Raw genomic sequence first — 24,121 nt, forward strand, 5'->3', positions numbered from 1 at the left:
AAGTGGCACAAAACACGAGGCGCCCCACCCGCCACCGCCGTAAGCTCGCGACATGCAGGTGATCCAGTCCACGAAGCTCGCCAACGTCTGTTACGAAATCCGGGGCCCGGTGCTCGAGGAGGCGATGCGGCTGGAGGCTGCGGGTCACCGGATCCTGAAGCTGAACACCGGCAACCCCGCCGCCTTCGGCTTCGAGTGCCCGCCCGCGATCCTGGAGGACATGCTCCGCAACCTCGGCGAGTCGCACGGCTACGGCGACGCGAAGGGGCTGCTGTCCGCGCGGCGGGCGGTGATGAGCCACTACGAGACCCGGGGCATTCCGCTCTCGGTCGAGGACATCTATCTGGGCAACGGCGTCTCCGAGCTGATCCAGATGGCGATGCAGGCGCTGCTCGACGACGGCGACGAGGTCCTCGTACCGGCGCCGGACTACCCGCTGTGGACGGCGTCGGTGTCCCTGGCGGGCGGTACGGCGGTGCACTACCGCTGCGACGAGCAGGCCGACTGGATGCCGGACCTCGCCGACATCGAGCGGAAGATCACCGACCGCACCAAGGCCATCGTCATCATCAACCCGAACAATCCGACGGGTGCGGTGTACGACGACGAGATGCTGCGCGGGCTGACCGAGATCGCCCGGCGGCACGACCTGGTGGTCTGCTCCGACGAGATCTACGACAAGATCCTCTACGACGGCGCCACGCACACCCCGACCGCCGCGATCGCCCCCGACCTGCTGGTGCTGACCTTCAACGGCATGTCGAAGAACTACCGGGTCGCCGGGTACCGCAGCGGCTGGCTGGCGGTGTGCGGTCCGAAGGCGCACGCCTCGTCGTACATCGAGGGGCTGACGATCCTCGCCAACATGCGGCTGTGCGCCAACATGCCGGCCCAGCACGCGATCGCCGCCGCGCTCCAGGGGCGCCAGTCGATCGAGGCGCTGGTGCAGCCGGGCGGCCGGCTGCTGGAGCAGCGGGACGTGGCGTACGAGCTGCTGGTGCAGATCCCCGGCGTGACGTGCGTGAAGCCGAAGGGCGCCCTGTACCTGTTCCCGCGGCTCGACCCGGACGTCTACAAGATCAAGGACGACCGGCAGATGGTGCTGGACCTGCTGCGGGCCGAGAAGATCATGGTGGTGCACGGGACGGGGTTCAACTGGCACGAGCCGGACCACTTCCGGATCGTCACGCTGCCCAACGCCGCCGATCTGGCGGACGCGGTGACGCGGATCGGGAATTTCCTGGACGGGTACGGCCAGCACTGACCCAGCTCAACTTTAGACTGAATCCAAGGTAGGATGGTCTCCTGTCCGAGAGCAGGAGGCCGTCCACCATGTACGAACCGATCCGCACCAAGTCGGTCCACCGGATGGCCGACGACGCCCCGGACCGCATCCCGCACCGCTCCCGCGAGGAGGAGCTGGACATCCAGCTCGCCGGGCACCTCGCCGCGCTGCTCGCCGTCACCGACGAGATCGGCGACGACGTGGCGGCGGACCGCATCGCCCAGCAGGTCGCCCGGCTGCGCGGCGCGCCGCCCGCCCGGCACGCGGGCCTCACCGGCTCCGCCCCGGCGGACCTGCACCGCCGCGCCCACGCCCTCGCGGGCCGCGCCCTGGTCGTCGCCGCCTCCCGGGCCGACACGGCCGCCGCGATCCTGGCCGCCGAGCGCATGGACGCCCACACCGCCGCACTGGCGCGGTTCCGCCCGGTCGGCGCCCCCTGAACGGCCCCGGTCCGCGCCCGGGGAGGGAGCGGACCGGGTGCCACCCACCACCGCGAGGGTCCACATGGGTCGGCCCCCGAAGCCTGAGGGGACTTCGGGGGCCGATCGCATCGTGCCGGGTCATTCGTGAACCCACAGGTCAGGGCGGATGTCGGGCTGACCCGCCACGACGTCCATCGGGGTCAGCCCAGGCGCTCGACCAGCGCGCGGTGCTCGTCCCACAGCTCCTTGGGCGTGTGGTCACCGAAGGTGTTGAGGTGCTCGGGGACCAGGGCGGCCTCCTCGCGCCAGATCTCCGTGTCGACCTTCAGCAGGAAGTCCAGGTCCTCGTCGGGCAGGTCCAGGCCCTCGGTGTCCAGCGCCTCGCGCGTCGGCAGGATGCCGATGGGGGTCTCGACGCCCTCGGCCTTGCCCTCCAGGCGCTCCACGATCCACTTCAGGACACGGCTGTTCTCGCCGAAGCCGGGCCAGACGAACGCGCCCTCGTCGTTCTTGCGGAACCAGTTGACGTAGTAGATCTTCGGCAGCTTGGACTGGTCCGGCGCGTTCTTGCCGACCTTGATCCAGTGAGCCATGTAGTCGCCCATGTTGTAGCCGCAGAACGGCAGCATGGCGAACGGGTCGCGGCGCAGCTCGCCGACCTTGCCCTCGGCGGCGGCGGTCTTCTCGGAGGCGACGTTGGCGCCGAGGAAGACGCCGTGCTGCCAGTCGAAGGACTCGGTGACCAGCGGGACGGCGCTGGCGCGGCGGCCACCGAAGAGGATCGCGGAGATCGGCACGCCCTTGGGGTCCTCCCACTCGGGCGCGATGATCGGGCACTGCGAGGCGGGCACGGTGAAGCGGGCGTTGGGGTGGGCGGCCGGGGTCCCGGACTCCGGCGTCCAGTCGTTGCCCTTCCAGTCGGTGAGGTGGGCCGGGGTCTCCTCCGTCATGCCCTCCCACCAGACGTCGTTGTCGTCGGTGAGGGCGACGTTGGTGAAGACCGAGTTGCCCCACAGCGTCTTCATCGCGTTGGCGTTGGTGTGCTCACCGGTGCCGGGCGCGACGCCGAAGAAGCCCGCCTCGGGGTTGATCGCGTACAGCCGGCCGTCCTCGCCGAACCGCATCCAGGCGATGTCGTCGCCGATCGTCTCGACGGTCCAGCCGGAGATCGTGGGCTCCAGCATCGCGAGGTTGGTCTTGCCGCACGCGGACGGGAAGGCGGCGGCCACGTACGTCGACTCGCCCTGCGGCGGGGTGAGCTTGAGGATCAGCATGTGCTCGGCGAGCCAGCCCTCGTCGCGGGCCATGACGGACGCGATGCGCAGGGCGTAGCACTTCTTGCCGAGAAGGGCGTTGCCGCCGTACCCGGAGCCGTAGGACCAGATCTCGCGGGTCTCGGGGAAGTGCGAGATGTACTTGGTGGAGTTGCAGGGCCACGGGACGTCCTGCTCGCCCTCGGCGAGCGGAGCGCCGAGGGTGTGCACGGCCTTGACGAAGAACCCGTCGGTGCCCAGCTCGTCCAGGACGGCCTGGCCCATGCGGGTCATGGTGCGCATGGAGACGGCGACGTACGCGGAGTCGGTGATCTCGACGCCGATGGCGGAGAGCGGCGACCCGACGGGGCCCATGCAGAAGGGCACGACGTACATCGTGCGGCCCTTCATGGAGCCGCGGAAGATGCCCTTCTCACCGGCGAAGATCTCCTTCATCTCCGCCGGGGCCTTCCAGTGGTTGGTCGGCCCGGCGTCCTCCTCCTTCTCGGAGCAGATGAAGGTGCGGTCCTCGACGCGCGCGACGTCGGTCGGGTCGGAGGCGGCGTAGTACGAGTTCGGACGCTTGACCGGGTCGAGCTTGCGGAACGTGCCCTTGGCGACGAGCTCCTCGCACAGGCGCTCGTACTCCGCCTCTGAACCGTCGCACCAGACCACGGCGTCCGGCTGCGTGATGGCTGCGATCTCGTCGACCCAGGAGATCAGCTCCTGGTGGTTGGTGGGGACGGTGGTGGGAGCCGCATTACCGCGCGCCACGATTGCTCCTTGTCGAGGGGTTTTGGGTTGTCTGCCCCGTGGGGGCTGCGACCCGGATGCTTCACATGGATCTCTTGGCGCTCATCCGGTGCCGACCGCACTCATCTGATCATCCGTGCCTTGTGCGCATATGTCCAGAGGGTCTCTCACGTGAGCATGGCCACTCACCGCCGGAACCCGCTAACGCGTCGGTAGCATTCCGGACATGACTGCAGGCCCCCCCGAAGTGACCGAGATCGAACCTCCGCCGGTGAAACCGAGGCTGCGCGGCTGGCTGCACGCGGGCATGTTCCCCCCGGCCCTCGTCGCCGGCATCGTTCTCACCGCGCTCGCCGATTCCACCCGGGCCCGCGTCGCCTGCGGCGTCTACGCCTTCACCGCCTGCCTGCTCTTCGGGGTGAGCGCCCTCTACCACCGCGGCGACTGGGGTCCGCGCGCCACGGCGGTGCTGCGCCGGCTCGACCACGCCAATATCTTCCTCATCATCGCGGGCACCTATACCCCGCTGACCCTGCTCCTGCTCCCCGACTCCACCGGGCGGGTGCTCCTGTGGGCGGTCTGGGCCGCCGCGGTGGCGGGGATCGCCTTCCGGGTGTTCTGGGTCGGCGCCCCGCGCTGGCTCTACACCCCGTGCTACATCGCGATGGGCTGGGCGGCCGTGTTCTTCCTGCCCGACTTCATGCGGGCGGGCGGCGTCGCCGTGCTGGTCCTGGTGGTCGTCGGCGGAGTCCTCTACAGCCTGGGCGGCGTGGTGTACGGGCTCAAGCGCCCGGACCCGTCGCCGCGCTGGTTCGGCTTCCACGAGGTCTTCCACTCCCTCACCCTCGCGGCGTTCATCGCCCACTACGTGGGCATCTCCCTGGTCGCCTACCGGCACGCCTGACCCGCCCGGCACCAAAACGGCCGTGACGCCCCGCGCCACGGCCGTCGGTCGTGCTCCGTGCGCACCGCACGTGAGGCACCGTCAGGGACGGCTCCGGTCCCTGGGCGCGGCCCCGGCGCGCGTGTCCCCCGGCCCGCAGGCGGTGCCGTCCCGGTCGGGGTCGAGCCGCAGCGGATCGTCCGCGCCGTTGAGCCGCAGCCGTCCGTAGTCGTGGTCCGCCAGCCAGGCGCAGCGGGCCCCGGTCGTCGCCTTCACCTCCTTCGGGAACACCGTCGGCACGCACACCCCGGCCGCGCCGTAGTGCCGGTCGCACCCGGCGATCCGCGGGCTGACCGGGACGGAGTCCCGCTTCTTCAGCGGCTTCCGCGGGGCGGCGGCGAGGCTGCCGGCGAAGTCGTGCACGTGCGCCGAGCGCTCCGCCTCGGCCGCCATCGCGGCCGGCCCGCCCAGGTGCACCCATGCGGCGACGGACGGGATGCCGTGGGCGTCCACCGCGAACAGCATGTACCAGCCGGGCGGGGCCAGGTTGGGGTTGGCGGTGACGTTCAGGTCGACCGTCCGGTCGTCGACCACCGACAGCGGCAGGTCCACGAACCGCTGGTTGGGGTCGGAGGAGTGGGTGACGGCGGCCGGGCGGATCAGCTCGGCCCTGGCGATCGGCCGGTCGACGGTGACGCGCTGGGTGTCGCCGTAGTTCCACCTCCCGTCGATCACGGAAGTGATCCTCGGGCGGGGGCCCTTGAGCAGGTACGGGGGCGTGTAGACCGACACGTCGTGGTTGTAGGTGCCGTTGCCCGGGTTGTCGCCGACCGCCATGACCCGGCCGTCGGGCAGCAGGAACGCGGAGGAGTGGTAGGTGCGCGGCACCGGGTCGGCGGCCAGACCCGGCTCGTAGGTGTTGGTGACCGGGTCGAAGAACGACGCCTCGTACACCGGGTCGGCCCGGTCGTGCAGGCCGCCGCCGGTCTCCAGGACCTTGCCGTCCGGCAGCAGCACCGCCGAGACGAACATCTTGCCCTCGTCGCCGGTCTGCGGCCGCTTGCCCTGCCCCTGGTCGACCAGGCCCTGCGGGAGCGGCGGGCCCGCCACGTACCCCGGGTTCGGCTGCTTGAGGTCGATGATGTCGGTGAGGCGGTTGGCGGCGGGGTTGCGCTCGTTGTTGCCGCCGCCGATGGTCAGCACCCGCTGGTCCTGGGCGGGCGGCAGCAGGACGCTCGCCGACTCGTCCCGCTCGTCCTTGTTCCGCAGGCCCGGTACGTCGGTGACGGTGTTGGCGTCGTAGTCGTAGATCGAGGCGCCCGTGCCCGGGGTGCCGTTGCCGAAGGTGTGACTGCCGGAGTAGAACAGCCGCCCGTCCTGCATCAGGATCATCGACGGGTACAGGCCCCAGTAGGACCAGGTCTGGTTGACCTCGTTCATCGGCAGCCACTTGTGCTGCGCGGCGGAGAACTTCTCCGCCGTCACATTGCCGGTGGAGTCCTCCTTCAGACCGCCGAAGGAGATCACGTCACCGTTGCCGAGGATCGTCGCCGACGGGTACCAGTGCCCGTCGTGCATGTCGTTGGTCCTGGTGTACGTCTCGGTCGCCGGGTCGAAGACGTACGAGTCCTTCAGGCCCTGGTAGCCGATCCTCCCGTCGGCGGACGGGTAGCCCTTGTTGCCGCTCATGACCAGCACCCGGCCGTCGGAGAGCTGGACGTGGCCGGCGCAGAACATGTCGGCGGGCGTGGGGACGGTGCGGAAGGAGCCGTTCGCCGGGTCGTACACGGCGGAGGTGAACGTGCCGGCCTTGAACAGCTCCGGGTCGTTGCCGGAGCCGGCGATCAGCAGCACCTTGCCGTTGTGCAGCACGACGGAGTGCATGGACCGGACCGGGTTCCTGGTCGGCAGCACGTCCCACCGGCCCTTGGCGCACTCCTCGGCGGTGCCGGTGCACACCGGGTCGGGCGCGGGCGCGGCGACCTCCTCCATCACGTAGTCGTCGGTGGTGACGCTGCCGGTGCCGAAGACGGACACGCCCCAGGCGATCCGGTCGGTGCCGGGCGGTACGGCGGGGGTGCGCACCTCGGCGCGGGTGTAGGCGGCGGCGAGCGGCAGGGTCTTGAGGTCGGTCCAGTACTGCCAGCCGGCGGCCGTGTCGTGCCGGAACAGCGTGATCGCCGCGTCGGGCGTGGTCGACCGGTACCAGAGGGACAGGTCGTACTGCCGCTCCGCGGCGACGGTGGGGGCGCAGGCGGCCGACTCGGTGATGAGCGCCTTGCGGTCGCCGTCGACCCGGCGGGTCAGCTCGACCTTCATGGCGGCGGTGCCGGAGTGGGCGTCGCCGGTGGTGGTGAACGTGAAGTCGTTGTCGCCCCACCCGGACCGGGACCAGCAGTCGGGCATGCCGTCGTGGCCGGTGCCGGGGGTCTCGAAGCCGGGATTCCTGATGAGGTTGGTCCCGGCGGCGGCCGGGGGCTGGGCGGCCAGGAGCAGCCCTGCGGTGAGGGCGCCGATGGCCGGCAGGGCCGCCGGGCGGCGCCGGCGCGGGGTCCGTTTCACCGGGGTTTCCTTCCTGTACGGGCGGTACGGGCGGCCGTACGCGCCCCGCGGGGCAGGTAGACCAGGGCCTCGGTGCCGGCGAACCGCAGAACGAAGGTGGTCAGCAGCGCGAGGGCGGTGGCGGGCAGCGCGGCCATGTGGAGCTGCCCGACGAACAGGGCGATCAGGGGCAGGCGCAGCACGAGGTCGGCGTTGGCGAGGAGCGCGAAGCGCCCGAGGCGGTCGGCCCAGTGCCGGTGGTGGCGGCGGCCGCGGAACAGCAGCGCCTCGATGAGGAGGAAGTTCCAGGCGACGCCGAGCTGGTTGGCGAGGACCTCGGCGGTCAGGTAGTGCGTCCCGGCACCGGTGAGGACGTGCAGGGCGGCCAGGTTGGGGACGAAGCCGCTCAGGCCGATCAGTCCGAAGGCGGCCATGCGGGCGAGCGGGGACGCGGTGCGCAGTCCGACGAGGTGGCGCAGGAACCGCAGCCCCTCCCGGGCGGTGGACTTGGAGACGCCGGCGAACCGCTCCTCGAAGACGAACGGCACCTCGGCGACACGGGCCGGGCGGCACCGCACGGCCAGCTCCAGCAGGATCTTGTAGCCGAGCGGGCGCAGCGTCCGGGCGGTCACCGCGCCGCGCCGGACGGCGAAGAACCCGCTCATGGGGTCGCTGATGCCGCGCAGGGCGCGCGGGAAGAGCCCCTTGGTGAGCAGGGTCGCCCCGCGCGAGACGGCGACGCGGTACCCGCCGGCGAGTCCGGCGCGGCTCCCGCCGGGCAGGTAGCGGCTGGCGACGACGAGGTCGGCGTCCTCCTTCTCGCCGGTGGCGACGAGGTCGGGGACGAGGGCGGGCGGGTGCTGGAGGTCGGCGTCCATGACGACGATCCAGTCGGAGCCGGCGGCCTTCAGTCCGGCGACGACGGCACCGCCGAGGCCGCCGTCGGGGGTGTCGCGGTGGATGACGGAGACGGGGAAGGGGCAGTCGCGGGCGGCGTCGGCGATCACGGCGGGGGTGTCGTCGGTGGAGTCGTCCACGAAGACCACCTCGCAGGGCAGCCGGCCGGGTACGGACGCGGCGATGCGGCGCAGCAGCTCGCGGACGTTCGCCGACTCGTTGAAGGTGGGGACGACGACGGTGACGGCTCCCGGTTCGGGGATGTCACCGGTGACCGGGGCGACGTGCTCGGCGCCGGTGGGCTGGACGGTCACGGGGCCTCCGCTGTGGTGATCTTCCGGATCTCGATCCGTTCCTCGCCCTCGCCGAAGGTGGCGACGGGGGCCGAGTGCTCCAGCGCGGCCCTGACGGTGGGCAGGTCGCGCGCGTCGCGCCGTACGGTCGGGGAGGCGACGACGTAGTCCAGGTCCCGCCAGCCGCGGGGCAGGGTCTTCGTCACCGCCGGGTCGAGGTCCGCCTTGTAGAACCAGATGGCCCCGAGCCCCGGCCGGTACCCGGCGTGGACCAGGTCGAGCCAGAGCGCGTCGTCGGCCAGCACGCGCGCGTGCGCGGGGTCGGGGACCTCGCGGCCGAGCCAGGCGGCGGCGGCCCGGTAGGGGGCGTTGGCGTCGGCGGTCATGGCGGTGCGGTCGCCGTCGTACCAGCGCGGGAGGACGACCGCGGCGGCGGTGGCCGCCAGGAGGACGGCGGCCGCCCGGCGGGCCGGCAGCAGCGCGGGGGTGCGGCGGCCCTTGCGCAGTACGGCGTGGGCGACACTGGCGGCGCCGCCGGCCAGGACCAGGGCCAGGAAGGGCAGCGCCTGGATGACGTACATGGCCGGCAGGTATCCGGAGGGGCGCATCGCGACGAGTGCGAGGACGGCGACGGCCAGCGCGGGTCCGGCGAGTGCCCGGGCGGTGACCGACCACCGGAGGGTGAGCAGCAGCAGGGCGGCGCCGGCGAGGCCGCCGAGCGGCAGGACGCGGTCGTAGTAGAGCCAGGAGTCGAGGACCCCGTTGGAGCCGGTGCCGTCGGTCAGGATGAAGCCGGAGCCGGGGCGGCTCATCTGGTAGGTGATGCCGTCCCACAGGGAGACGTGTCCGTCGCCCGGCAGCAGTTCGCCCTTGAGGAGCGCGAACAGCGGGTAGGAGAGGCCGATCAGGGCGCAGGCGGTGACGGCGCCGGTGACGGCGAACTTGCGGGTGTCGCGGTGGCTGTGGCGCCACATGGTCATCAGCAGCGCCGGCAGGACGACGAGCATCGTCTCCTTGGTCAGGACAGCGGTGGCGGCGGCGACGCCGGCCCCGAAGTGGTGCCACAGGTGTCTGCTGGGCGAGGCGGCGAGGCAGAACGCCAGCAGCGTCCACATCACGGCCAGGTTGTCGAGGAAGATCTCCCGCTGGAGGACCACGGACAGCGGGGAGAGCCCGAACAGCGCCATGGCCAGGCCGGCGGCCCAGCGCGGCAGCCACAGCCGGCGGGCGAGGACGTACAGCATGACCGCGGAGGCGGCGCCGATCAGCAGCATCGCAAGCCGCATGGAGGCGACGGTCATCGACTCGGGCGCGATCAGCGACGGGATCCAGGTGAGGGCGGCGAGCTGCATCCAGCCGAGCGGCGGATGGTCGTACCAGTACGTGTAGTGGGCGAGGCCCCGGCCGTTCTGCACGGCCCAGGCCTGGGCGAGGTAGGTGCCCTCGTCGTCGCTGAGGGCGGGGTACTGCTGGATGTTCCAGCCCTGGACGAGCAGGATCACCACGAGCAGCGCACCGCACAGGACCAGGTCGGGGCGGGAGCCGCGGAAGCGGACGACGGGCCGGGTGACGAGCCGTCTCTTGTCGTGCGGGGCCGCCGTGGTGGCCGGCTCGGGGACCGCGGGTGCCGCGGGCAGGGTGGCGGTCATCGGGCGGCCCCCTCGCGGACGAGGTGGGCGCCCACGTGGCTGGTGAGCTCCCACTCGGTGCGCCCGCGCTGCTCGCGCCAGACCGCGCGGACCGCCGCGCCCGCGAGCAGCACCTGGTAGAAGGGCCCGCCGACGATGAGCTTCAGGTAGTGGACGAACCCGACCCGCAGCCCGTACTGCCGGCCGAAGTCGTGCAGCCCGACGATCTCGAAGACGAAGGTCACCATGGCCGTCAGGAGGGGGAGGAAGGTGATGACGGCGACGCCGATGGGGACGTCGAGGAAGAGCGCGACGGCCACGTTGAGCGGGATGACGACGCCGGTGAAGGCCTGCATGAACGGGGTCATGAGGGTGTACCGGGCGAGCATCCGCTGTCCGAGCGTGGGCAGTTGCCGCCAGTCCTTCTTGCGGTAGACCTGGAGGAAGCCCTGGTTCCAGCGGGTGCGCTGCTTGAGCAGGCTCATCAGGGTGCCGGGGGTCTCCTCGCGGGTGACCATGTCGGCGTCGTACGCGACGACGACCTTCTTGCCCGTGCTGGACAGCCGGACCCCCAGGTCGCAGTCCTCGGCGAGGCAGTCGGGGTCCCAGCCGCCGGCTTCGCGCAGGACGTCCGTACGGACGAAGACGGTGTTGCCGCCCAGCGGGATGAAGCCCTTGGCGGCGTGCAGGTGGAGGCGGGAGCGGAACCAGAAGAAGTACTCCAGGCAGTTGCGCAGGGAGTACCAGCTCGAATGGAAGTTGATGAGCTGGACGCCGCCCTGGACGACGTCGGCGCCGGTGGCGGTGAAGGCGTGGTCCACGTGGGCCAGCAGCTCGGGGTGGACCTGGTCCTCGGCGTCGAAGACCCCGACGACGTCGCCCCGGCAGTGCGGCAGCGCGGTGTTGAGCGCCTTGGGCTTGTTCTTCGCCTCGTGCGTGTCGACGACGACGCGTACGCGGCCGGGGTCGCGGGCCGCGGCCCGCTCGGCGACCTCGGTGGTCTCCGGGTCGTCGTGGCCGACGATCACGATGATCTCGAAGTCCCGGTGGCCGGACTCCAGCAGCCGGTCGATGGTGTGTTCCAGGACGAGTTGTTCGTGGCGGGCCGGCAGCAGCAGCGAGAACGACAGGCCCTGCAGCCCGTCCGGACGCTCGAAGCGGGTGGCCGCGAGCGTCTCGGGCGTGCGCCAGGCGTGCATCTGCCACCACAGCGTGAAGGCGGCCATCCAGAAGAGCGCCAGCGATATGGCGGCGACGGACACGGAAATGAGCACGGAAAGGTTCCCCCCTCCGACCACGCCGCGACGGCCGCAGGTGCGCGCTCCGGTGACCCCACCGGTCGTGCGCCGCCGCAGTACGGTCGTTCCCCAAGAGACATGTCAGGGGCGAGTCGCGGCAGGACCCCCCTGGCCGTCGACGCCCTCGTACGACGTCCGCACGCGTCCTCCCCAGAACGTGTGCGCCGTCTCCACTCCTTATGTCCGACGAGGATAGAGGCAGAGGGTGACAGTCAGGAGCCGTCCGGCGAAAAACTGTGTTTCCAGGCTCAGTTGGTGAGCTTGCGGGTCAAATCGGCGGGGTCCGTGGTAGGCGCGTCGCAGGTGAAGTGGCGGCAGACGTACGCGGCGGGCCGCCCGTCGACCAGGGGGCGGTCCCTGAGCAGCGGGAACTCCCCGTCCTCGACGTCCGGTCCGCCGAAGGCGACGACGGCACCGGGCGCGGTGCCCAGCAGGGCCGCCCGGTGCAGGGCGCGGGCGGCCGCGTCGTCCGGGCGGCCGGTCACGGCGACCTCGCGCGGCCCGTCGAGGAGCGCCTCGGCGACGGCGAGGCCCCACCCGATGAAGCGGGGCGCGCGCGGCCCGAGGGCCTTGACCACGCCCAGGGCCGCCTCGGCCGCGGTGCGGTGGGCCTCGGAGCCGGTGTGGGCGGCGTACGACAGCAGGGCCCCGGCGGCGGCGGTCCACCCGGAGGGGGCGGCGTTGTCGGTGGGGTCCTGGGGGCGGCGGATGAGCTGTTCGGCGTCGTGCGCGGTGTCGTACAGCGCCCCGTCCTCGCCGGTGAACCGGTCGAGCACCAGGTCCAGGAGGAATCCGGCGAACTCCAGCCACACGCCCTCGCCGGTGACGGACGCCAGCGCCAGGAACCCCTCGGCGACGTCCGCGTAGTCCTCCAGCACCCCGGCGTTGGCCCCGGCCCGCCCCTCCCGGGACGTGCGGGTGAGCCGCGCCCCGGGGTCCATGTGCAGCCGGACCAGCAGGTCGGCGGCCTCCGTGGCCCGGTCGACCAGGTCGGGGCGGTCGAAGTAGGCGCCGGTCTCGGCGAGCGCGGCGATCGCCAGCCCGTTCCAGGCGGCGACGATCTTGTCGTCCCGGCCGGGGCGGGGGCGCTCCTCGCGGGCGGCGAGCAGCCGCCGCCGGATCCCCTCCAGCCGTTCGGCGTCGGCCACCCCGGCGTCCTGCGGCAGTCGCAGCACCGAGGCCCCCTCCTCGAAGGTGCCCTCCTGGGTGACCCCGTAGTGCCGGGCGGCGTACGCGGCGTCCTCCTCGCCGAGCACGGCGCGGAGCTGCCCGGGCGTCCACACGTAGAAGGCGCCCTCCACATGCCGGCCGGTGCCGTCGTCCGAGTCGGCGTCGAGCGCGGAGGCGAAACCGCCCTCGGCGGTGCGCAGCTCCCGCACCATGAAGTCGGCGGTCTCCAGGGCCACCCGGCGGGCCAGGTCGCTGCCGGTGACCCGCCACAGGTGGGCGTACACCCGGCACAGCAGGGCGTTGTCGTACAGCATCTTCTCGAAGTGCGGCACGACCCACTCGCGGTCCACCGAGTAGCGGGCGAAGCCGCCGCCGAGCTGGTCGTAGATGCCGCCCCTGGCCATCGCCTCGCACGTGTCGGCGGCCATCTGGAGGGCGCCCTCGGCGCCGGTGCGGGCGTAGTGGCGCAGCAGGAACTCGATGACCATGGACGGCGGGAACTTCGGCGCGCCGCCGAATCCCCCGTGCCGGTCGTCGTAGTCGCGGGTGAGTCCGAGGAGGGCCTGCGCGAGCTCCTGCTCGCCGGGCGCGCCGGACCCGCCGAGGGCCAGGGAGCGTCCCGCGAGCTCCCGCACGATGTTCCCCGCGACCTCGTCGACCTCCTCGCGCCGGTCGGCCCAGGCGACCGCGACGCCCTGGAGGACCTGGGGGAAGGACGGCATGCCGTGGCGGGGCGCGGGCGGGAAGTACGTACCGAAGTAGAACGGCTCGGCGTCGGGCGTCAGGAACACCGTCATGGGCCAGCCGCCGTGGCCGGTGGCCGCCTGGACGGCCTCCATGTAGACGGCGTCGACGTCGGGCCGCTCCTCGCGGTCGACCTTGACCGGGACGAAGTGCTCGTTGACGTACTCGGCGGTGGTGGCGTCCTCGAACGACTCGTGGGCCATGACGTGGCACCAGTGGCAGGAGCTGTACCCGACGCTCAGCAGCACCGGCACGTCGCGGCGCCGGGCCTCCTCGAACGCCTCGCCCGACCAGGGCCACCAGTCGACCGGGTTGTCGGCGTGCTGGAGGAGGTAGGGGGACGTCTCATGGGCCAGTCGGTTCGCCATACCACCCATCCTGCCGGATGCGCGTACCCGGCGCCTCGGGCGTCCGGGGCCGGGGCGCCGGGGCCGCCGGCGGGCCGCCGGGGCGGGCGGGCCCCGGCCCCCGCACGGTAACGGCACCTGCCGGGCGCGCCGCGGCTCCCCGAGCGCCTGGGGCGGTCAGGGAGCCGGGGCGGGCGGGGCCGGCCCGCGGCGGCCGGCGCGCCTAGCGGGCGGCCTGGCCCGGGGCCGGGTCGGCGCCCGCGGCGGGGGCCGGGGCCTCGGGGGCTTCCTCGAAGTCGACCTTGCCCATGTGGCGGTTCATCGACTTCATCAGCAGCCATACGCCCGCGGCCATGACCGCGAAGACGAGGAAACCGAGGACGCCGGGGGTCACCTTGTTCTCGTCGAGCTCCTGGGCCGCGAGCGGGACGAGCTGGGTCAGTGCCTGGTGTGCGCTCATGTCAGGCATTGTCGCGGATGCCCGCGAAGAGGTCGTCCTCGGGGAGGGAGGTGTCCACCACGGACTTGGCCAGCTCGTAGTCCTCCGTCGGCCAGACCTCCTTCTGGATCTCCATCGGCACGTGGAACCAGCCGCCGTCCGGGTCGATCTGCGTGGCGTGGGCGATCAGCGCCTTGTCGCGGATCTCGAAGAAGTCGGCGCACGGCACGTGCGTGGTCAGCGTCCGCTCGGCGCGCTGGAACTCCTTCCAGCGCTCCAGCCACTCGCCGTACGGGGACTCCAGGCCACGGGCCAGCAGCGCCTCGTGCAGGGCGACGGTGCGCGGCCGGTTGAAGCCCTGGTTGTAGTAGACCTTGGACGGCTGCCAGACGGGTCCGAACTCCGACTCCGGGTACTTCTCGGCGTCCGTCGCCCCCTCGAAGGCCACCATCGTGATCTTGTGGGTCATGATGTGGTCGGGGTGCGGGTAGCCGCCGTTCTCGTCGTACGTGGTGATGACCTGCGGCCGGAAGGCGCGGATCGACCGCACCAGACGGCCGGCGGCCTTGTCGACGTCCTCCAGGGCGAAGCAGCCCTGCGGCAGCGGCGGCAGCGGGTCGCCCTCGGGCAGGCCGGAGTCGACGAAACCGAGCCACTCCTGCCGTACGCCGAGGATCTCGCGGGCCTCGTCCATCTCCTTGCGGCGTACCTCGTGGATGTTCTCCTCGATGTACGCGTCACCCTGGAGCTTCGGGTTGAGGATGGAGCCGCGCTCGCCACCGGTGCAGGTCACGACCAGCACGTCCACCCCCTCGGACACATACTTGGCCATCGTCGCCGCGCCCTTGCTCGACTCGTCGTCGGGGTGGGCGTGAACGGCCATCAGTCGCAGCTGCTCAGTCAAGACTCGATCCTCAATGATTTGTCACATCGGCCGGCTTCTATAGTGACGGAATCGGCAGGCGGAAAATTCCGCCGTTCGGCCGAGGAGAGGAACGATCATGAGCGCGGTACGGGAAGGACTGCCCGAGGGCCGGTACGGCCGCTCGGCGGACGAGCGTGCCGACCGCAAGCTCAAGGTCGTCGGCTCCGTGCTCGGCGTGGTGCTGCTGGCCGTGGTCGGCTGGTTCGGGTACGACTACGTCGCCGGCCAGAGGATCAGCGCGGAGCTGATCAAGTTCGACGTCCCGGACGACGACCGGGTCCTGGTGCACCTGGAGGTGCGCAAGGACAGGGACGCCAAGGGCTCCTGCACCCTGCGCGCCCTCTCCCGGGACGGTGCCGAGGTCGGCCACAAGGACGCCCGCTTCGACCGGGCCGACGACCGGATCGACGAGGTCGTCACCGTGCGGACGACGGCCCGGGCGACCAGCGCCGAGCTGCTCGGCTGCACCGAGGGGTAGACGCGCCCCACGCCCGTTCCGTGTCCCCGTCGTGACCAGCGCGGACACAGATTCCGTGGCATTCGTCCTCCCCCTCGCCCCGCGAAATTGTTAGGCTCGTGGTTTCGCCCATCCAGGAAGGCACAATCCTTCTGGGTAGGGCGATGCTTTGTATTCCCAGTACCGACGAGGAGCACCTGTGACCCAGACCAGCGAAAACGTCACCTGGCTCACCCAGGAGGCGTACAACCAGCTCAGGGCCGAGCTGGAGTACCTGTCTGGTCCCGCGCGAACCGAGATCGCCGCCAAGATCGCGGCGGCGCGCGAGGAGGGCGACCTGCGCGAGAACGGCGGGTACCACGCGGCCAAGGAGGAGCAGGGCAAGCAGGAGCTGCGCGTGCGCCAGCTCACCCAGCTCCTGGAGCACGCGAAGGTGGGCGAGGCTCCCACGGAGAGCGGGGTCGTCGCGCCCGGCATGGTGGTCACGATCGCCTTCGACGGCGACGAGGACGACACCCTGACCTTCCTGCTCGCCTCGCGCGAGTACGCGAGCTCCGACATCGAGACGTACTCCCCGCAGTCGCCGCTCGGCTCGGGCGTCAACGGCAAGAAGGTCGGCGAGGACGCGGAGTACGAGCTGCCGAACGGCAAGAAGGCGTCGGTGACGATCCTCGACGCGAAGCCGTACTCGGGCTGACACGACCGGCACGCGGTCCCACCGGTACGGCCGGCGGGACCGACGGAGAAGGGCCGGGCCGCGCACCACGCGCGGCCCGGCCCTTCCCGCTGACCGGCCTCAGGCGGCCGAGCGGTACTTGCGCACCGCTAGCGTGCGGAACAGCGCGATGATCACCACCGACCAGATGACCGAGGCCCACACCGGGTGCTGCATGGGCCAGGCGCTGGAGGTGGAGACGCCGGGGTTGCCGAACAGCTCCCGGCAGGCCTGCACCGTCGCGCTGAAGGGGTTCCACTCGGCGACGTGCCGGAGCCAGGGCGTCATCTGGGACGAGTCCACGAACGCGTTGGACACGAACGTCACCGGGAAGAGCCAGATCAGCCCGCCGGACGTGGCGGCCTCGGGCGTACGCACGGACAGGCCGATCAGCGCGCCGATCCAGGAGAACGCGTACCCGAGGAACAGCAGCAGCGCGAACGCGCCGAGCGCCTTCGGCACGCCCTCGTGGATGCGCCAGCCGACGAGCAGCGCGACGATCGCGAGGACGACGACGGTGAGCGCGGTCTGGACGAGATCGGCGAGCGTCCGCCCGGTGAGGACGGCCCCGCGGGCCATGGGCAGGGACCGGAACCGGTCGATCAGGCCCTTGTGCATGTCGTCGGCGATGCCCGCGCCGGCTCCGGCGGTGGCGAAGGTGACGGTCTGGGCGAAGATGCCGGCCATCAGGAAGTTGCGGTAGACGCTGGGGTCGGTGGTGCCGCCGATGTTCATGGAGCCGCCGAAGACGTAGCTGAACAGCACCACGAACATGATCGGCTGGATCAGCCCGAAGATGATCATCTCGGGGATCCGGGACATGCGGATCAGATTGCGGCGGGCGACGACGAGGGAGTCGGCGACCGACTGCGCGATGCCGCCGCGCGGCCTGGGCGCGGCGAGCCGGGGGGTGGTGTCGGACACGGCGCTCACTTCGCGGCCTCCTTGCGGTCGCCGTCCTCGTCCGTCCGCTCGGCGACGTGGCCGGTCAGTGAGATGAACACGTCGTCGAGGGTGGGACGGCGCAGGCCGATGTCGTCGATCTCGACGCCCCGGGTGTCCAGCTCGCGAATGACCTCGGCGAGCAGCTTGGCGCCGCCGGTGACCGGGACGGTGAGCTTGCGGGTGTGGGCCTCGACGGCGACCTCGCCCTTGCCGAAGCCGGTGAGGACGGCGCGGGCTGGGTCGATCTGGTCGGGCTGGTGCACGACGACCTCGACGCGCTCGCCGCCGGTGCGGAGCTTGAGCTGGTCGGAGGTGCCGCGGGCGATGACCTTGCCGTGGTCGACGACGCAGATGTCGTCGGCCAGGTGGTCGGCCTCCTCCAGGTACTGGGTGGTCAGCAGCAGGGTCGTACCGCCGGCGACCAGTTCCTGGATGACGTCCCAGAGCTGCTGCCGGTTGCGGGGGTCGAGCCCGGTGGTCGGCTCGTCCATGAACATCACGGGTGGCGACACCACCAGCGCGGCGGCGAGGTCGAGGCGGCGGCGCATGCCGCCGGAGTACGTCTTGGCGGGCCGGTCCGCGGCGTCGGCGAGGTGGAACCGCTCCAGCAGCTCGCCCGCGCGCGCCTTCGCGGCCTTGCTCCGCATCTGGTAGAGCTGGCCGACCATGTGGAGGTTCTCGCGGCCGGTGAGGTACTCGTCCACGGCGGCGAACTGCCCGGAGAGGCCGATGGCCCGCCGGACCTCGTTGGGGTGCTTGAGGACGTCGATGCCCGCGACGACCGCCCTGCCGCTGTCGGGCCGGAGCAGCGTGGTCAGTACGCGCACCGCGGTGGTCTTGCCGGCCCCGTTGGGGCCGAGCAGCCCCAGGACGGTCCCTTCCGGGACGTCGAGGTCCACTCCGTCCAGAGCCCGTACGTCGCCGAAGGTCTTGACCAGACCCTCGGCGTGGATTGCGCCTGGCATGTGGGTCTCCCGTTGATGGGGTGAGTCGCTACCCAAAGCGTAGGGACGCCGGACGCCCACCGCCCGGCAATTGTGTGACTGACGCCACACCCTAACGCGATACTCGCGTCCCACAACGGGTCCGGCCCCGGTATGCGGGAGCCTCGTGCCGGTTCCGGGAGCCTCAGGGCATCACGGTGTAGCCCGCGTCCCGCAGGGCCGAGGCCACCTCCCGGCAGTGCTCGGGCCCCTTGGTCTCCAGGTGCAGCTCCACCTCGACCTCCGTCAGGCCCAGCCGCGGGTCGGTGCGGACATGGCCCACGTCCAGGACGTTGGCGTCGGCGACCGACAGCACGCCCAGCAGCGTCGCCAGGGCGCCCGGGCGGTCCGTCAGACGCAGGCGGAGGCTCAGGTACCGGCCCGCCGCCGCCATGCCGTGGCGGAGGATCCGCTGCATCAGCAGCGGGTCCACGTTCCCGCCCGACAGCACCGCCACCACCGGCCCGGTGAACGTGTCGGGCGCGGCCAGCAGGGCCGCCACCGGACTCGCCCCGGCCGGTTCCACCACCAGCTTGGCCCGCTCCAGGCAGAGCAGCAGCGCCGACGAGAGCTGGTCCTCCGACACCGTGCGCACCTCGTCGACGAACTCCTCGACGATCCCGAACGGCACGTCCCCGGGCCGCCCGACATGGATGCCGTCCGCCATCGTGGGGGCGGTGTCGATCACCAGCGGGTGACCCGCCGCCAGCGAGGGCGGGTACGCGGCCGCCGCCTCCGCCTGTACGCCGATCACCTTGACGTCCGGCCGCAGGGCCTTCACCGCCACCGCGATGCCCGCCGCCAGCCCGCCGCCGCCGATCCCGACGACCACGGTCCGCACCTCGGGGCACTGTTCGAGGATCTCCAGCCCCACCGTGCCCTGCCCCGCGATGACGTCCCGGTGGTCGAAGGGGTGGATGAACACGGCGCCCGTGTCGTGCGCGTACTCCTGCGCCGCCGCCAGCGTCTCGTCGACCACGTGGCCGTGCAGCCGCACCTCCGCCCCGTACTCCCGCGTCGCCGCCACCTTCGGCAGCGGGGCACCCACCGGCATGAACACCGTGGACCGCACACCCAGCAGGGACGACGCCAGCGCGACGCCCTGCGCGTGGTTGCCGGCCGACGCCGCGACCACCCCGGCCGCCCGCTCCTCCGGACGCAGCCCCGAGATCCGCACGTACGCGCCCCGCAGCTTGAACGAACCGGTGCGCTGGAGGTTCTCGCACTTGAAGTGGACCGGCGAGCCGACCAGCCGCGACAGATGGCGGCTGCCCTCCATCGGGGTGGTCCTGGCCACCCCGGACAGCATCTTCTGCGCCCCGCGGACGTCGTCGAGGATGACCGGGTGTGAGGGGCGTGGCCTACCGAAGCTCATGACGCCCAGTCTCGCAGCTCATCACGTTCGTGCAGCGCCGGTATAAAGGCGCACGGAGCCGCGTACTCTGTCCCCCACCAACCGACCACCACCGCACGAGAGAGCCCCGCAGCCATGCCCACATCTCAGGACATGACGACTCCTGCGCCTGTCTCCCGGGGGACCGCCCCCGAAGCCCCGGGTGACCACGGTCTCCTCGATGCCCTCCAGCACCAGGTGGCCGTCTTCGCCCGCCGGGCCGAGCAGACCCGGCTCGGCGGCACCGGCCAGCTCCGCAACTCGATGGACCGCGCCGCCTACCTCCTCCTGAACCGCCTGGACCAGGAGGGCCCGATGGGCGTGAAGGCGCTGGCGGCCGGGATGGGCATCGACTCGTCCACGGTGACCCGCCAGGTCGCGCCGCTGGTCGACACCGGCCTGGTCAAGCGGACCTCGCACCCGGAGGACGGCCGTGCCGTCGTGCTCCAGCTCTCGCCGCGCGGGCAGGCCCGCCTGGAGGAGGTCCGCTCCTCCCGGCGCGAGCTGATGGCGCAGGTGACCGACGGCTGGACCGAGACGGAACGCGCGTCGTTCTGCACCCTGCTCACCCGCTTCAACTCCGCGCTCTCCGCCCGGCAGGCCGGGCTGCCCCCGGCCGAGCGCGAGGCGGAGCGGGAGCCGGAGCGGGACACGGAGAACCCTCCCGCCTCTTGACCCGGGCCGGGCGCCTGGCCTGATATGAGGACGTGCGAGAGCAGCGGCGTCATCAGGCCACGGCGCAGCTCCACCGCGCCCGCGGCCGGGACGCCCGGCTCCGGGACGCCCCGGTGCCCGACACCCGGGACCGGGACTTCGAGGCGTTCGTGGCGGGCGCGGCGGGCCGGCTGCTGCACGCCGCCACACTGCTGACCGCCGAGCCGCCCGGCCGCGCCCCGCGCGCCGGGGCCCTGCTGACCGCCGCCCTCGCGGCCACCTACGCCCGCTGGGACCGGCTGCGCGGCGAGGACCCGTACGACCTCACCCGCCGCGAACTGGCCACCCGTTTCGCCCGTGCCGCCTGGCGCTTCCACCGCCCGTACGGCGGGCTCCTGTCGCGGCTCACCCCGCTGGAGCGGCTCGTCGTGGTGCTGCGCCTGTACGAGGGCGTCGCCGAGGAGCAGACGGCGGCGCTGCTCGGGCTCCCGGAGGAACGGGTCCGGGCGACCTGCGCCCGTTCGGTGGCCGTCCTGCGGCACGCACCGCGCGGATCCGGCACACCGGACGGGGCGGGCGCCTCCGCGCCGGGCGCGCCGGGCGCAGGCGCGCCCGGTCCGCCGCGGGGTGCCCCGTGAGCGGCTACGACCGCAAGGAGGACGAGGTCCGGCGGCTGCTCGACGCCCCGGCCCACGTCCCCGTCCCGCCGGACCTGCTGCCCCGCGCGATCGGCCGCGGCACCCGCGTGCGGCGCCGGGCACGGGTGCTGCGCCGCGTCCTGTGGGTGCTGCTGACCGCGGCGGCGGTGGCGTTCGCGGTGTGGGCCTCGGTCGCCGAGCCGTGGCACGTACCCCCGTCGCGGGTCACCCCGCCCTTCGAGGGCTGGTGACGCGGCCGCCACCGTCCCGGCGACCCGGCCGCCACCGGCCCTTCCCGGGCCGTTCCGTGCGGTTCCGTGCCGTTCCGTGCCGGCTAGCCCAGCGCCTGGCGGAGGTCCGCCAGCAGGTCGTCGGCGTTCTCGATGCCGACCGACAGGCGCACCAGGTCGCCCGGGACCTCCAGCAGCGAGCCCGCGACGCTCGCGTGCGTCATCCGGCCCGGGTGCTCGATCAGCGACTCGACGCCGCCCAGCGACTCGCCCAGCGTGAAGAGCCTGGCGCGGTTGCAGACCTCGACCGCCGCCTCTTCGCCGCCCTGGACACGGAAGGAGATCATGCCGCCGAAGGCGCGCATCTGCTTGGCGGCGACCTCGTGGCCGGGGTGCTCGGGCAGGCCCGGGTAGAGGACGCTGGTGACCTTGGGGTGGCGGGTCAGCATCTCGGCGACCCGGGTGGCGTTCTCGCTGTGCCGGTCCATGCGGACGGCCAGCGTCTTGATGCCGCGCAGCACGATCCAGGAGTCGAACGGGCCGGCGACCGCGCCCATCGCGTTCTGGTGGTACGCCAGTTCCTCGCCGAGCGTCTCGTCGGCCGTCACCAGCGCGCCGCCCACGACGTCGGAGTGGCCGCCCATGTACTTGGTCAGCGAGTGCACGACGACGTCCGCGCCGAGCGCCAGCGGCTGCTGGAGGTAGGGGCTGGCGAAGGTGTTGTCCACGACGAGCTTGACGCCCGCCGAGCGGGCCACGTCCGCGAGCGCCGCGATGTCGGTGATGCCGAGCAGCGGGTTCGACGGCGTCTCGACCCAGATCGCCTTCGTACGGTCGGTGATCGCGTCCCGTACCGCCGCCGGGTCGGAGGTGTCGGCGACCGACCACTCCACGCCCCACCGGGCGACGACCTTCGCGAACAGCCGGAACGTGCCGCCGTAGGCGTCGTTCGGGATGACCACGTGGTCGCCGGGGGCCAGGAGCGTCCGCAGCAGGCAGTCCTCGGCCGCGAGGCCGGAGGCGAAGGCCAGGCCGCGCCGGCCGCCCTCCAGCGCCGCGAGGTTCTCCTCCAGCGCCGTACGCGTCGGGTTGGCACTGCGGCTGTACTCGTAGCCGCCGCGCAGGCCGCCCACACCGTCCTGCTTGTAGGTGGACACCTGGTAGATGGGCGGGACGACCGCGCCGGTCAGCGGGTCGGCGGTGTTGCCCGCATGGATGGCGCGGGTCTCGAAGTTCTGGTGGGTGTGCTCGTCGCTCATGAGGTCCGAGCGTAGTCGCGGGCGGCCGTTCGCACCGGACGCGTCCGGGACAATGTGCGTATGGAGATTCTCTGGTTCCTGTTCACGGTGGGCATCATCGGCGTCGTGCTCGTGCCGTGGCTGATGCGCCGTCGCGCCGGCGGCGGCATCCGCCTGGTGGAGCCCGGTGCGCCGGACGCCGCCGATCCCGGTGCGTACGGCTTCGTGCGCCAGGAGCACCTCGACGTACGCATGCCGGGACCGGACGAGGACCTCCTGGCCGTGCTGGACGTGGTGCAGCGCACCCAGGACTGGCGTGCGGCGTCCCAGCTTCTGGCCGGTACCGACAAGGACGACGAGGAGCGGTGGCAGCGGGTGCAGGCGTTCGCGGGCGCCGCGGCGCTGGAGCTGGCGCGGCAGCCGGGGACCGGCGCGGCGTGGCTGCGGGCCTGGCGTGCCGAGAAGCCGAAGGACCCGGGCGGGGCGCAGGTGTACGCCGAGTTCCTGGTGCAGCAGGCGTGGCGGTCGTCGTCCGCGGGCGCCGACGACTTCCGGATCATCCTGGAGGAGGCGCGCACGGTCTGCGAGGAGGCCGCGCTGCTCGCGCCCGGCGACCCGGTGCCGTACATCGTCGAGCTGGCCGTCGCGCGGGGCCTGGGGTACCCCCACGAGCGGTTCGACCAGGTGTGGGCGAAGATCATCGACCGGGCGCCGCGGCACATGGGCGCGCACCTGGCGGCCCTGCACTACTGGTGCGAGAAGTGGCACGGCTCCCGGAAGGACGCCGACCGGTTCGCGACGGCGGCCGCGGCCCGTGCCCCCCAGGGGTCACTGCTGGCGGCGCTGCCGCTGTTCGCGGTCTTCGAGCACCTGCCGGAGGTGGCGATGGTGCGGGACTTCTACGGCACCGAGGTGGTGTCGAAGGCCATGGAGGGCGCGTTGTACGCGGTGCACTCCGCCCGCCCGGACGACCCGATGCTCGCCCACGTCCGCCATCTCCTGATCCACTTCCTGGTGGGGGCGGAGCGCTGGTCGGAGGCCATGCACCAGCTCGTCCACGTGGACGGTCACATCGGCGCGCTGCCGTGGACGCTGAGCGAGGACCCGGCGGCGCAGTACGCGGTGTACCGCGCGCTGGCGGTCGCGGGCTACGAGGCGAACGGCGGCAGCCCGGCGACGCTCCCCCACTGACCCGCCGGTGCCGCCCCGTTCCGGCCCGCCCGTGGACCGGCCGGAACGGGGTGGCCGTGGAATGCGGGCCGGCACCGGGACGTTGTTCGGGTGCCGCCCCGGCGTCGCCGCAGAAGGAGACCCAGTCATGCTGTTCGGCCGTACCCCCGTCCTCCCCACCCCCGACGAGGCCCTGCGCGGCCGTCCGGAGCCCGGGTTCACCGTGCCCTCGCGCCACACCGTGCTCGGCAACCCGCTCCTGGGTCCCTACCCGGCCGGCCTGGAGGTGGCGGACTTCGCCCTCGGCTGCTTCTGGGGCGCGGAGCGGAAGTTCTGGCAGACCGAGGGCGTGTGGACGACGCTCGTCGGCTACCAGGGCGGCTACACCCGCAACCCCTCCTACGAGGAGGTCTGCTCCGGCATGACGGGCCACACGGAGGTCGTCCGCGTGGTCTTCGACCCGTCCGTGGTGTCCTACGCCGCGCTCCTGAAGCTCTTCTGGGAGTCCCACGACCCCACCCAGGGCTTCCGCCAGGGCAACGACGTGGGCACCCAGTACCGTTCGGCGGTCTACACCCACTCCCCCGCCCAGGCGGCCCGGGCCGAGTCCTCCCGTACCGCCTACCAGCAGGTCCTCACCGGCTCGGGGTACGGCACGATCACCACGGAGATCCTCCCCGCCGCCGACCGCGTCTTCTACCCCGCCGAGCCCTACCACCAGCAGTACCTGGACAAGAACCCCGGCGGCTACTGCGGCATCGGCGGTACGGGCGTGAGCTGCCCCATCGGCGTGGCCAAGGCGCCCGCGCCGGACGCCTGA

22 protein-coding genes are annotated in these 24,121 nt (G+C 72.2%); 10 read left to right on the forward strand and 12 right to left on the reverse strand.

Going from position 1 to position 24,121, the window contains the following annotated elements; translation table 11 throughout:
- Positions 1-52: 52 nt before the first annotated feature.
- Positions 53-1,264 (forward strand): pyridoxal phosphate-dependent aminotransferase, encoded by a 1,212-nt coding sequence (locus ACF068_RS02685; RefSeq protein ID WP_392272324.1) that lies wholly within the window; start codon positions 53-55, stop codon positions 1,262-1,264.
- Positions 1,265-1,332: 68 nt separating this feature from the next.
- On the forward strand, positions 1,333-1,725 hold the full coding sequence (locus ACF068_RS02690; protein WP_392272325.1) for a hypothetical protein: 393 nt from the start codon (positions 1,333-1,335) through the stop codon (positions 1,723-1,725).
- A 182-nt stretch (positions 1,726-1,907) separates the two neighbouring features.
- Here the strand turns inward: ACF068_RS02690 and ACF068_RS02695 are convergent, their stop codons facing one another.
- Positions 1,908-3,734, reverse strand: coding sequence for a phosphoenolpyruvate carboxykinase (GTP) (locus ACF068_RS02695; protein WP_392272326.1), 1,827 nt, complete (start codon positions 3,732-3,734; stop codon positions 1,908-1,910).
- A 205-nt stretch (positions 3,735-3,939) separates the two neighbouring features.
- Between ACF068_RS02695 and ACF068_RS02700 the strand changes: the two genes are divergently transcribed.
- The gene (locus tag ACF068_RS02700; RefSeq protein ID WP_392272327.1) at positions 3,940-4,617 is read left to right on the forward strand and encodes a hemolysin III family protein; all 678 of its coding nucleotides are present in this window, start codon (positions 3,940-3,942) and stop codon (positions 4,615-4,617) included.
- An 81-nt stretch (positions 4,618-4,698) separates the two neighbouring features.
- Here ACF068_RS02700 and ACF068_RS02705 read toward each other — a convergent pair whose 3' ends face one another.
- From ACF068_RS02705 to mca, 7 genes are all read right to left on the reverse strand, one after another.
- Entirely contained in the window at positions 4,699-7,158 is a 2,460-nt protein-coding gene (locus ACF068_RS02705) for a galactose oxidase-like domain-containing protein (RefSeq protein ID WP_392272328.1), read from the reverse strand.
- On the reverse strand, positions 7,155-8,348 hold the full coding sequence (locus ACF068_RS02710) for a glycosyltransferase family 2 protein (protein ID WP_392272329.1): 1,194 nt from the start codon (positions 8,346-8,348) through the stop codon (positions 7,155-7,157). The genes ACF068_RS02705 and ACF068_RS02710 overlap by 4 nt, the downstream gene beginning before the upstream one ends.
- A complete protein-coding gene (locus ACF068_RS02715) occupies positions 8,345-9,976 on the reverse strand; it encodes an ArnT family glycosyltransferase (RefSeq protein ID WP_392272330.1) in 1,632 nt (543 codons plus the stop codon). The genes ACF068_RS02710 and ACF068_RS02715 overlap by 4 nt, the downstream gene beginning before the upstream one ends.
- Positions 9,973-11,229, reverse strand: a complete 1,257-nt coding sequence (locus ACF068_RS02720) for a glycosyltransferase (protein ID WP_392272331.1) — start codon at positions 11,227-11,229, stop codon at positions 9,973-9,975. Before ACF068_RS02720 ends, ACF068_RS02715 begins: the two co-directional genes overlap by 4 nt.
- Positions 11,230-11,501: 272 nt before the next feature.
- Positions 11,502-13,535, reverse strand: coding sequence for a thioredoxin domain-containing protein (locus ACF068_RS02725; protein ID WP_392272332.1), 2,034 nt, complete (start codon positions 13,533-13,535; stop codon positions 11,502-11,504).
- A 202-nt stretch (positions 13,536-13,737) separates the two neighbouring features.
- Positions 13,738-13,983 carry a hypothetical protein gene (locus tag ACF068_RS02730; protein WP_392272333.1) on the reverse strand — a complete coding sequence of 82 codons (246 nt, stop codon included), beginning with the start codon at positions 13,981-13,983 and terminating at the stop codon, positions 13,738-13,740.
- Positions 13,976-14,857: a mycothiol conjugate amidase Mca gene (mca, locus tag ACF068_RS02735; protein WP_392272334.1), complete on the reverse strand. Its 882-nt coding sequence runs from the start codon at positions 14,855-14,857 to the stop codon at positions 13,976-13,978. The genes ACF068_RS02730 and mca overlap by 8 nt, the downstream gene beginning before the upstream one ends.
- Before the next feature lie 97 nt (positions 14,858-14,954).
- Here mca and ACF068_RS02740 point away from each other — a divergent pair, with 97 nt between their 5' ends.
- Positions 14,955-15,356, forward strand: a complete 402-nt coding sequence (locus ACF068_RS02740) for a DUF4307 domain-containing protein (RefSeq protein WP_392272335.1) — start codon at positions 14,955-14,957, stop codon at positions 15,354-15,356.
- 178 nt (positions 15,357-15,534) lie between these two features.
- Positions 15,535-16,032, forward strand: coding sequence for a transcription elongation factor GreA (gene greA / locus ACF068_RS02745; protein ID WP_392272336.1), 498 nt, complete (start codon positions 15,535-15,537; stop codon positions 16,030-16,032).
- Between the two features lie 99 nt (positions 16,033-16,131).
- Here greA and ACF068_RS02750 read toward each other — a convergent pair whose 3' ends face one another.
- The 3 genes from ACF068_RS02750 to ilvA form a co-directional block, all read right to left on the reverse strand.
- A complete protein-coding gene (locus ACF068_RS02750; protein WP_392272337.1) occupies positions 16,132-16,983 on the reverse strand; it encodes an ABC transporter permease in 852 nt (283 codons plus the stop codon).
- Positions 16,980-17,960 (reverse strand): ATP-binding cassette domain-containing protein, encoded by a 981-nt coding sequence (locus tag ACF068_RS02755; RefSeq protein WP_392272338.1) that lies wholly within the window; start codon positions 17,958-17,960, stop codon positions 16,980-16,982. Before ACF068_RS02755 ends, ACF068_RS02750 begins: the two co-directional genes overlap by 4 nt.
- Positions 17,961-18,123: 163 nt before the next feature.
- On the reverse strand, positions 18,124-19,353 hold the full coding sequence (gene ilvA / locus ACF068_RS02760) for a threonine ammonia-lyase (RefSeq protein ID WP_392272339.1): 1,230 nt from the start codon (positions 19,351-19,353) through the stop codon (positions 18,124-18,126).
- Between the two features lie 132 nt (positions 19,354-19,485).
- Here ilvA and ACF068_RS02765 point away from each other — a divergent pair, with 132 nt between their 5' ends.
- The 3 genes from ACF068_RS02765 (at position 19,486) to ACF068_RS02775 (ending at position 20,914) form a co-directional block, all read left to right on the forward strand.
- The gene (locus ACF068_RS02765) at positions 19,486-20,046 is read left to right on the forward strand and encodes a MarR family winged helix-turn-helix transcriptional regulator (RefSeq protein WP_392272340.1); all 561 of its coding nucleotides are present in this window, start codon (positions 19,486-19,488) and stop codon (positions 20,044-20,046) included.
- A 113-nt stretch (positions 20,047-20,159) separates the two neighbouring features.
- Positions 20,160-20,663 (forward strand): sigma factor-like helix-turn-helix DNA-binding protein, encoded by a 504-nt coding sequence (locus ACF068_RS02770; protein ID WP_392272680.1) that lies wholly within the window; start codon positions 20,160-20,162, stop codon positions 20,661-20,663.
- Positions 20,660-20,914 carry a hypothetical protein gene (locus ACF068_RS02775; RefSeq protein WP_392272341.1) on the forward strand — a complete coding sequence of 85 codons (255 nt, stop codon included), beginning with the start codon at positions 20,660-20,662 and terminating at the stop codon, positions 20,912-20,914. Before ACF068_RS02770 ends, ACF068_RS02775 begins: the two co-directional genes overlap by 4 nt.
- A gap of 83 nt (positions 20,915-20,997) precedes the next feature.
- On the opposite strand, the gene ACF068_RS02780 is transcribed toward ACF068_RS02775, so the two are convergent.
- Positions 20,998-22,152 (reverse strand): cystathionine gamma-synthase, encoded by a 1,155-nt coding sequence (locus ACF068_RS02780; protein WP_392272342.1) that lies wholly within the window; start codon positions 22,150-22,152, stop codon positions 20,998-21,000.
- A 60-nt stretch (positions 22,153-22,212) separates the two neighbouring features.
- Here ACF068_RS02780 and ACF068_RS02785 point away from each other — a divergent pair, with 60 nt between their 5' ends.
- Positions 22,213-23,322, forward strand: a complete 1,110-nt coding sequence (locus ACF068_RS02785) for a hypothetical protein (RefSeq protein WP_392272343.1) — start codon at positions 22,213-22,215, stop codon at positions 23,320-23,322.
- Positions 23,323-23,449: 127 nt separating this feature from the next.
- Positions 23,450-24,121, forward strand: a complete 672-nt coding sequence (msrA, locus tag ACF068_RS02790) for a peptide-methionine (S)-S-oxide reductase MsrA (protein WP_392272344.1) — start codon at positions 23,450-23,452, stop codon at positions 24,119-24,121.

Origin of the sequence: Streptomyces sp. NPDC016309 (genome assembly GCF_043077235.1) — a bacterium.
Lineage (GTDB): Bacteria > Actinomycetota > Actinomycetes > Streptomycetales > Streptomycetaceae > Streptomyces.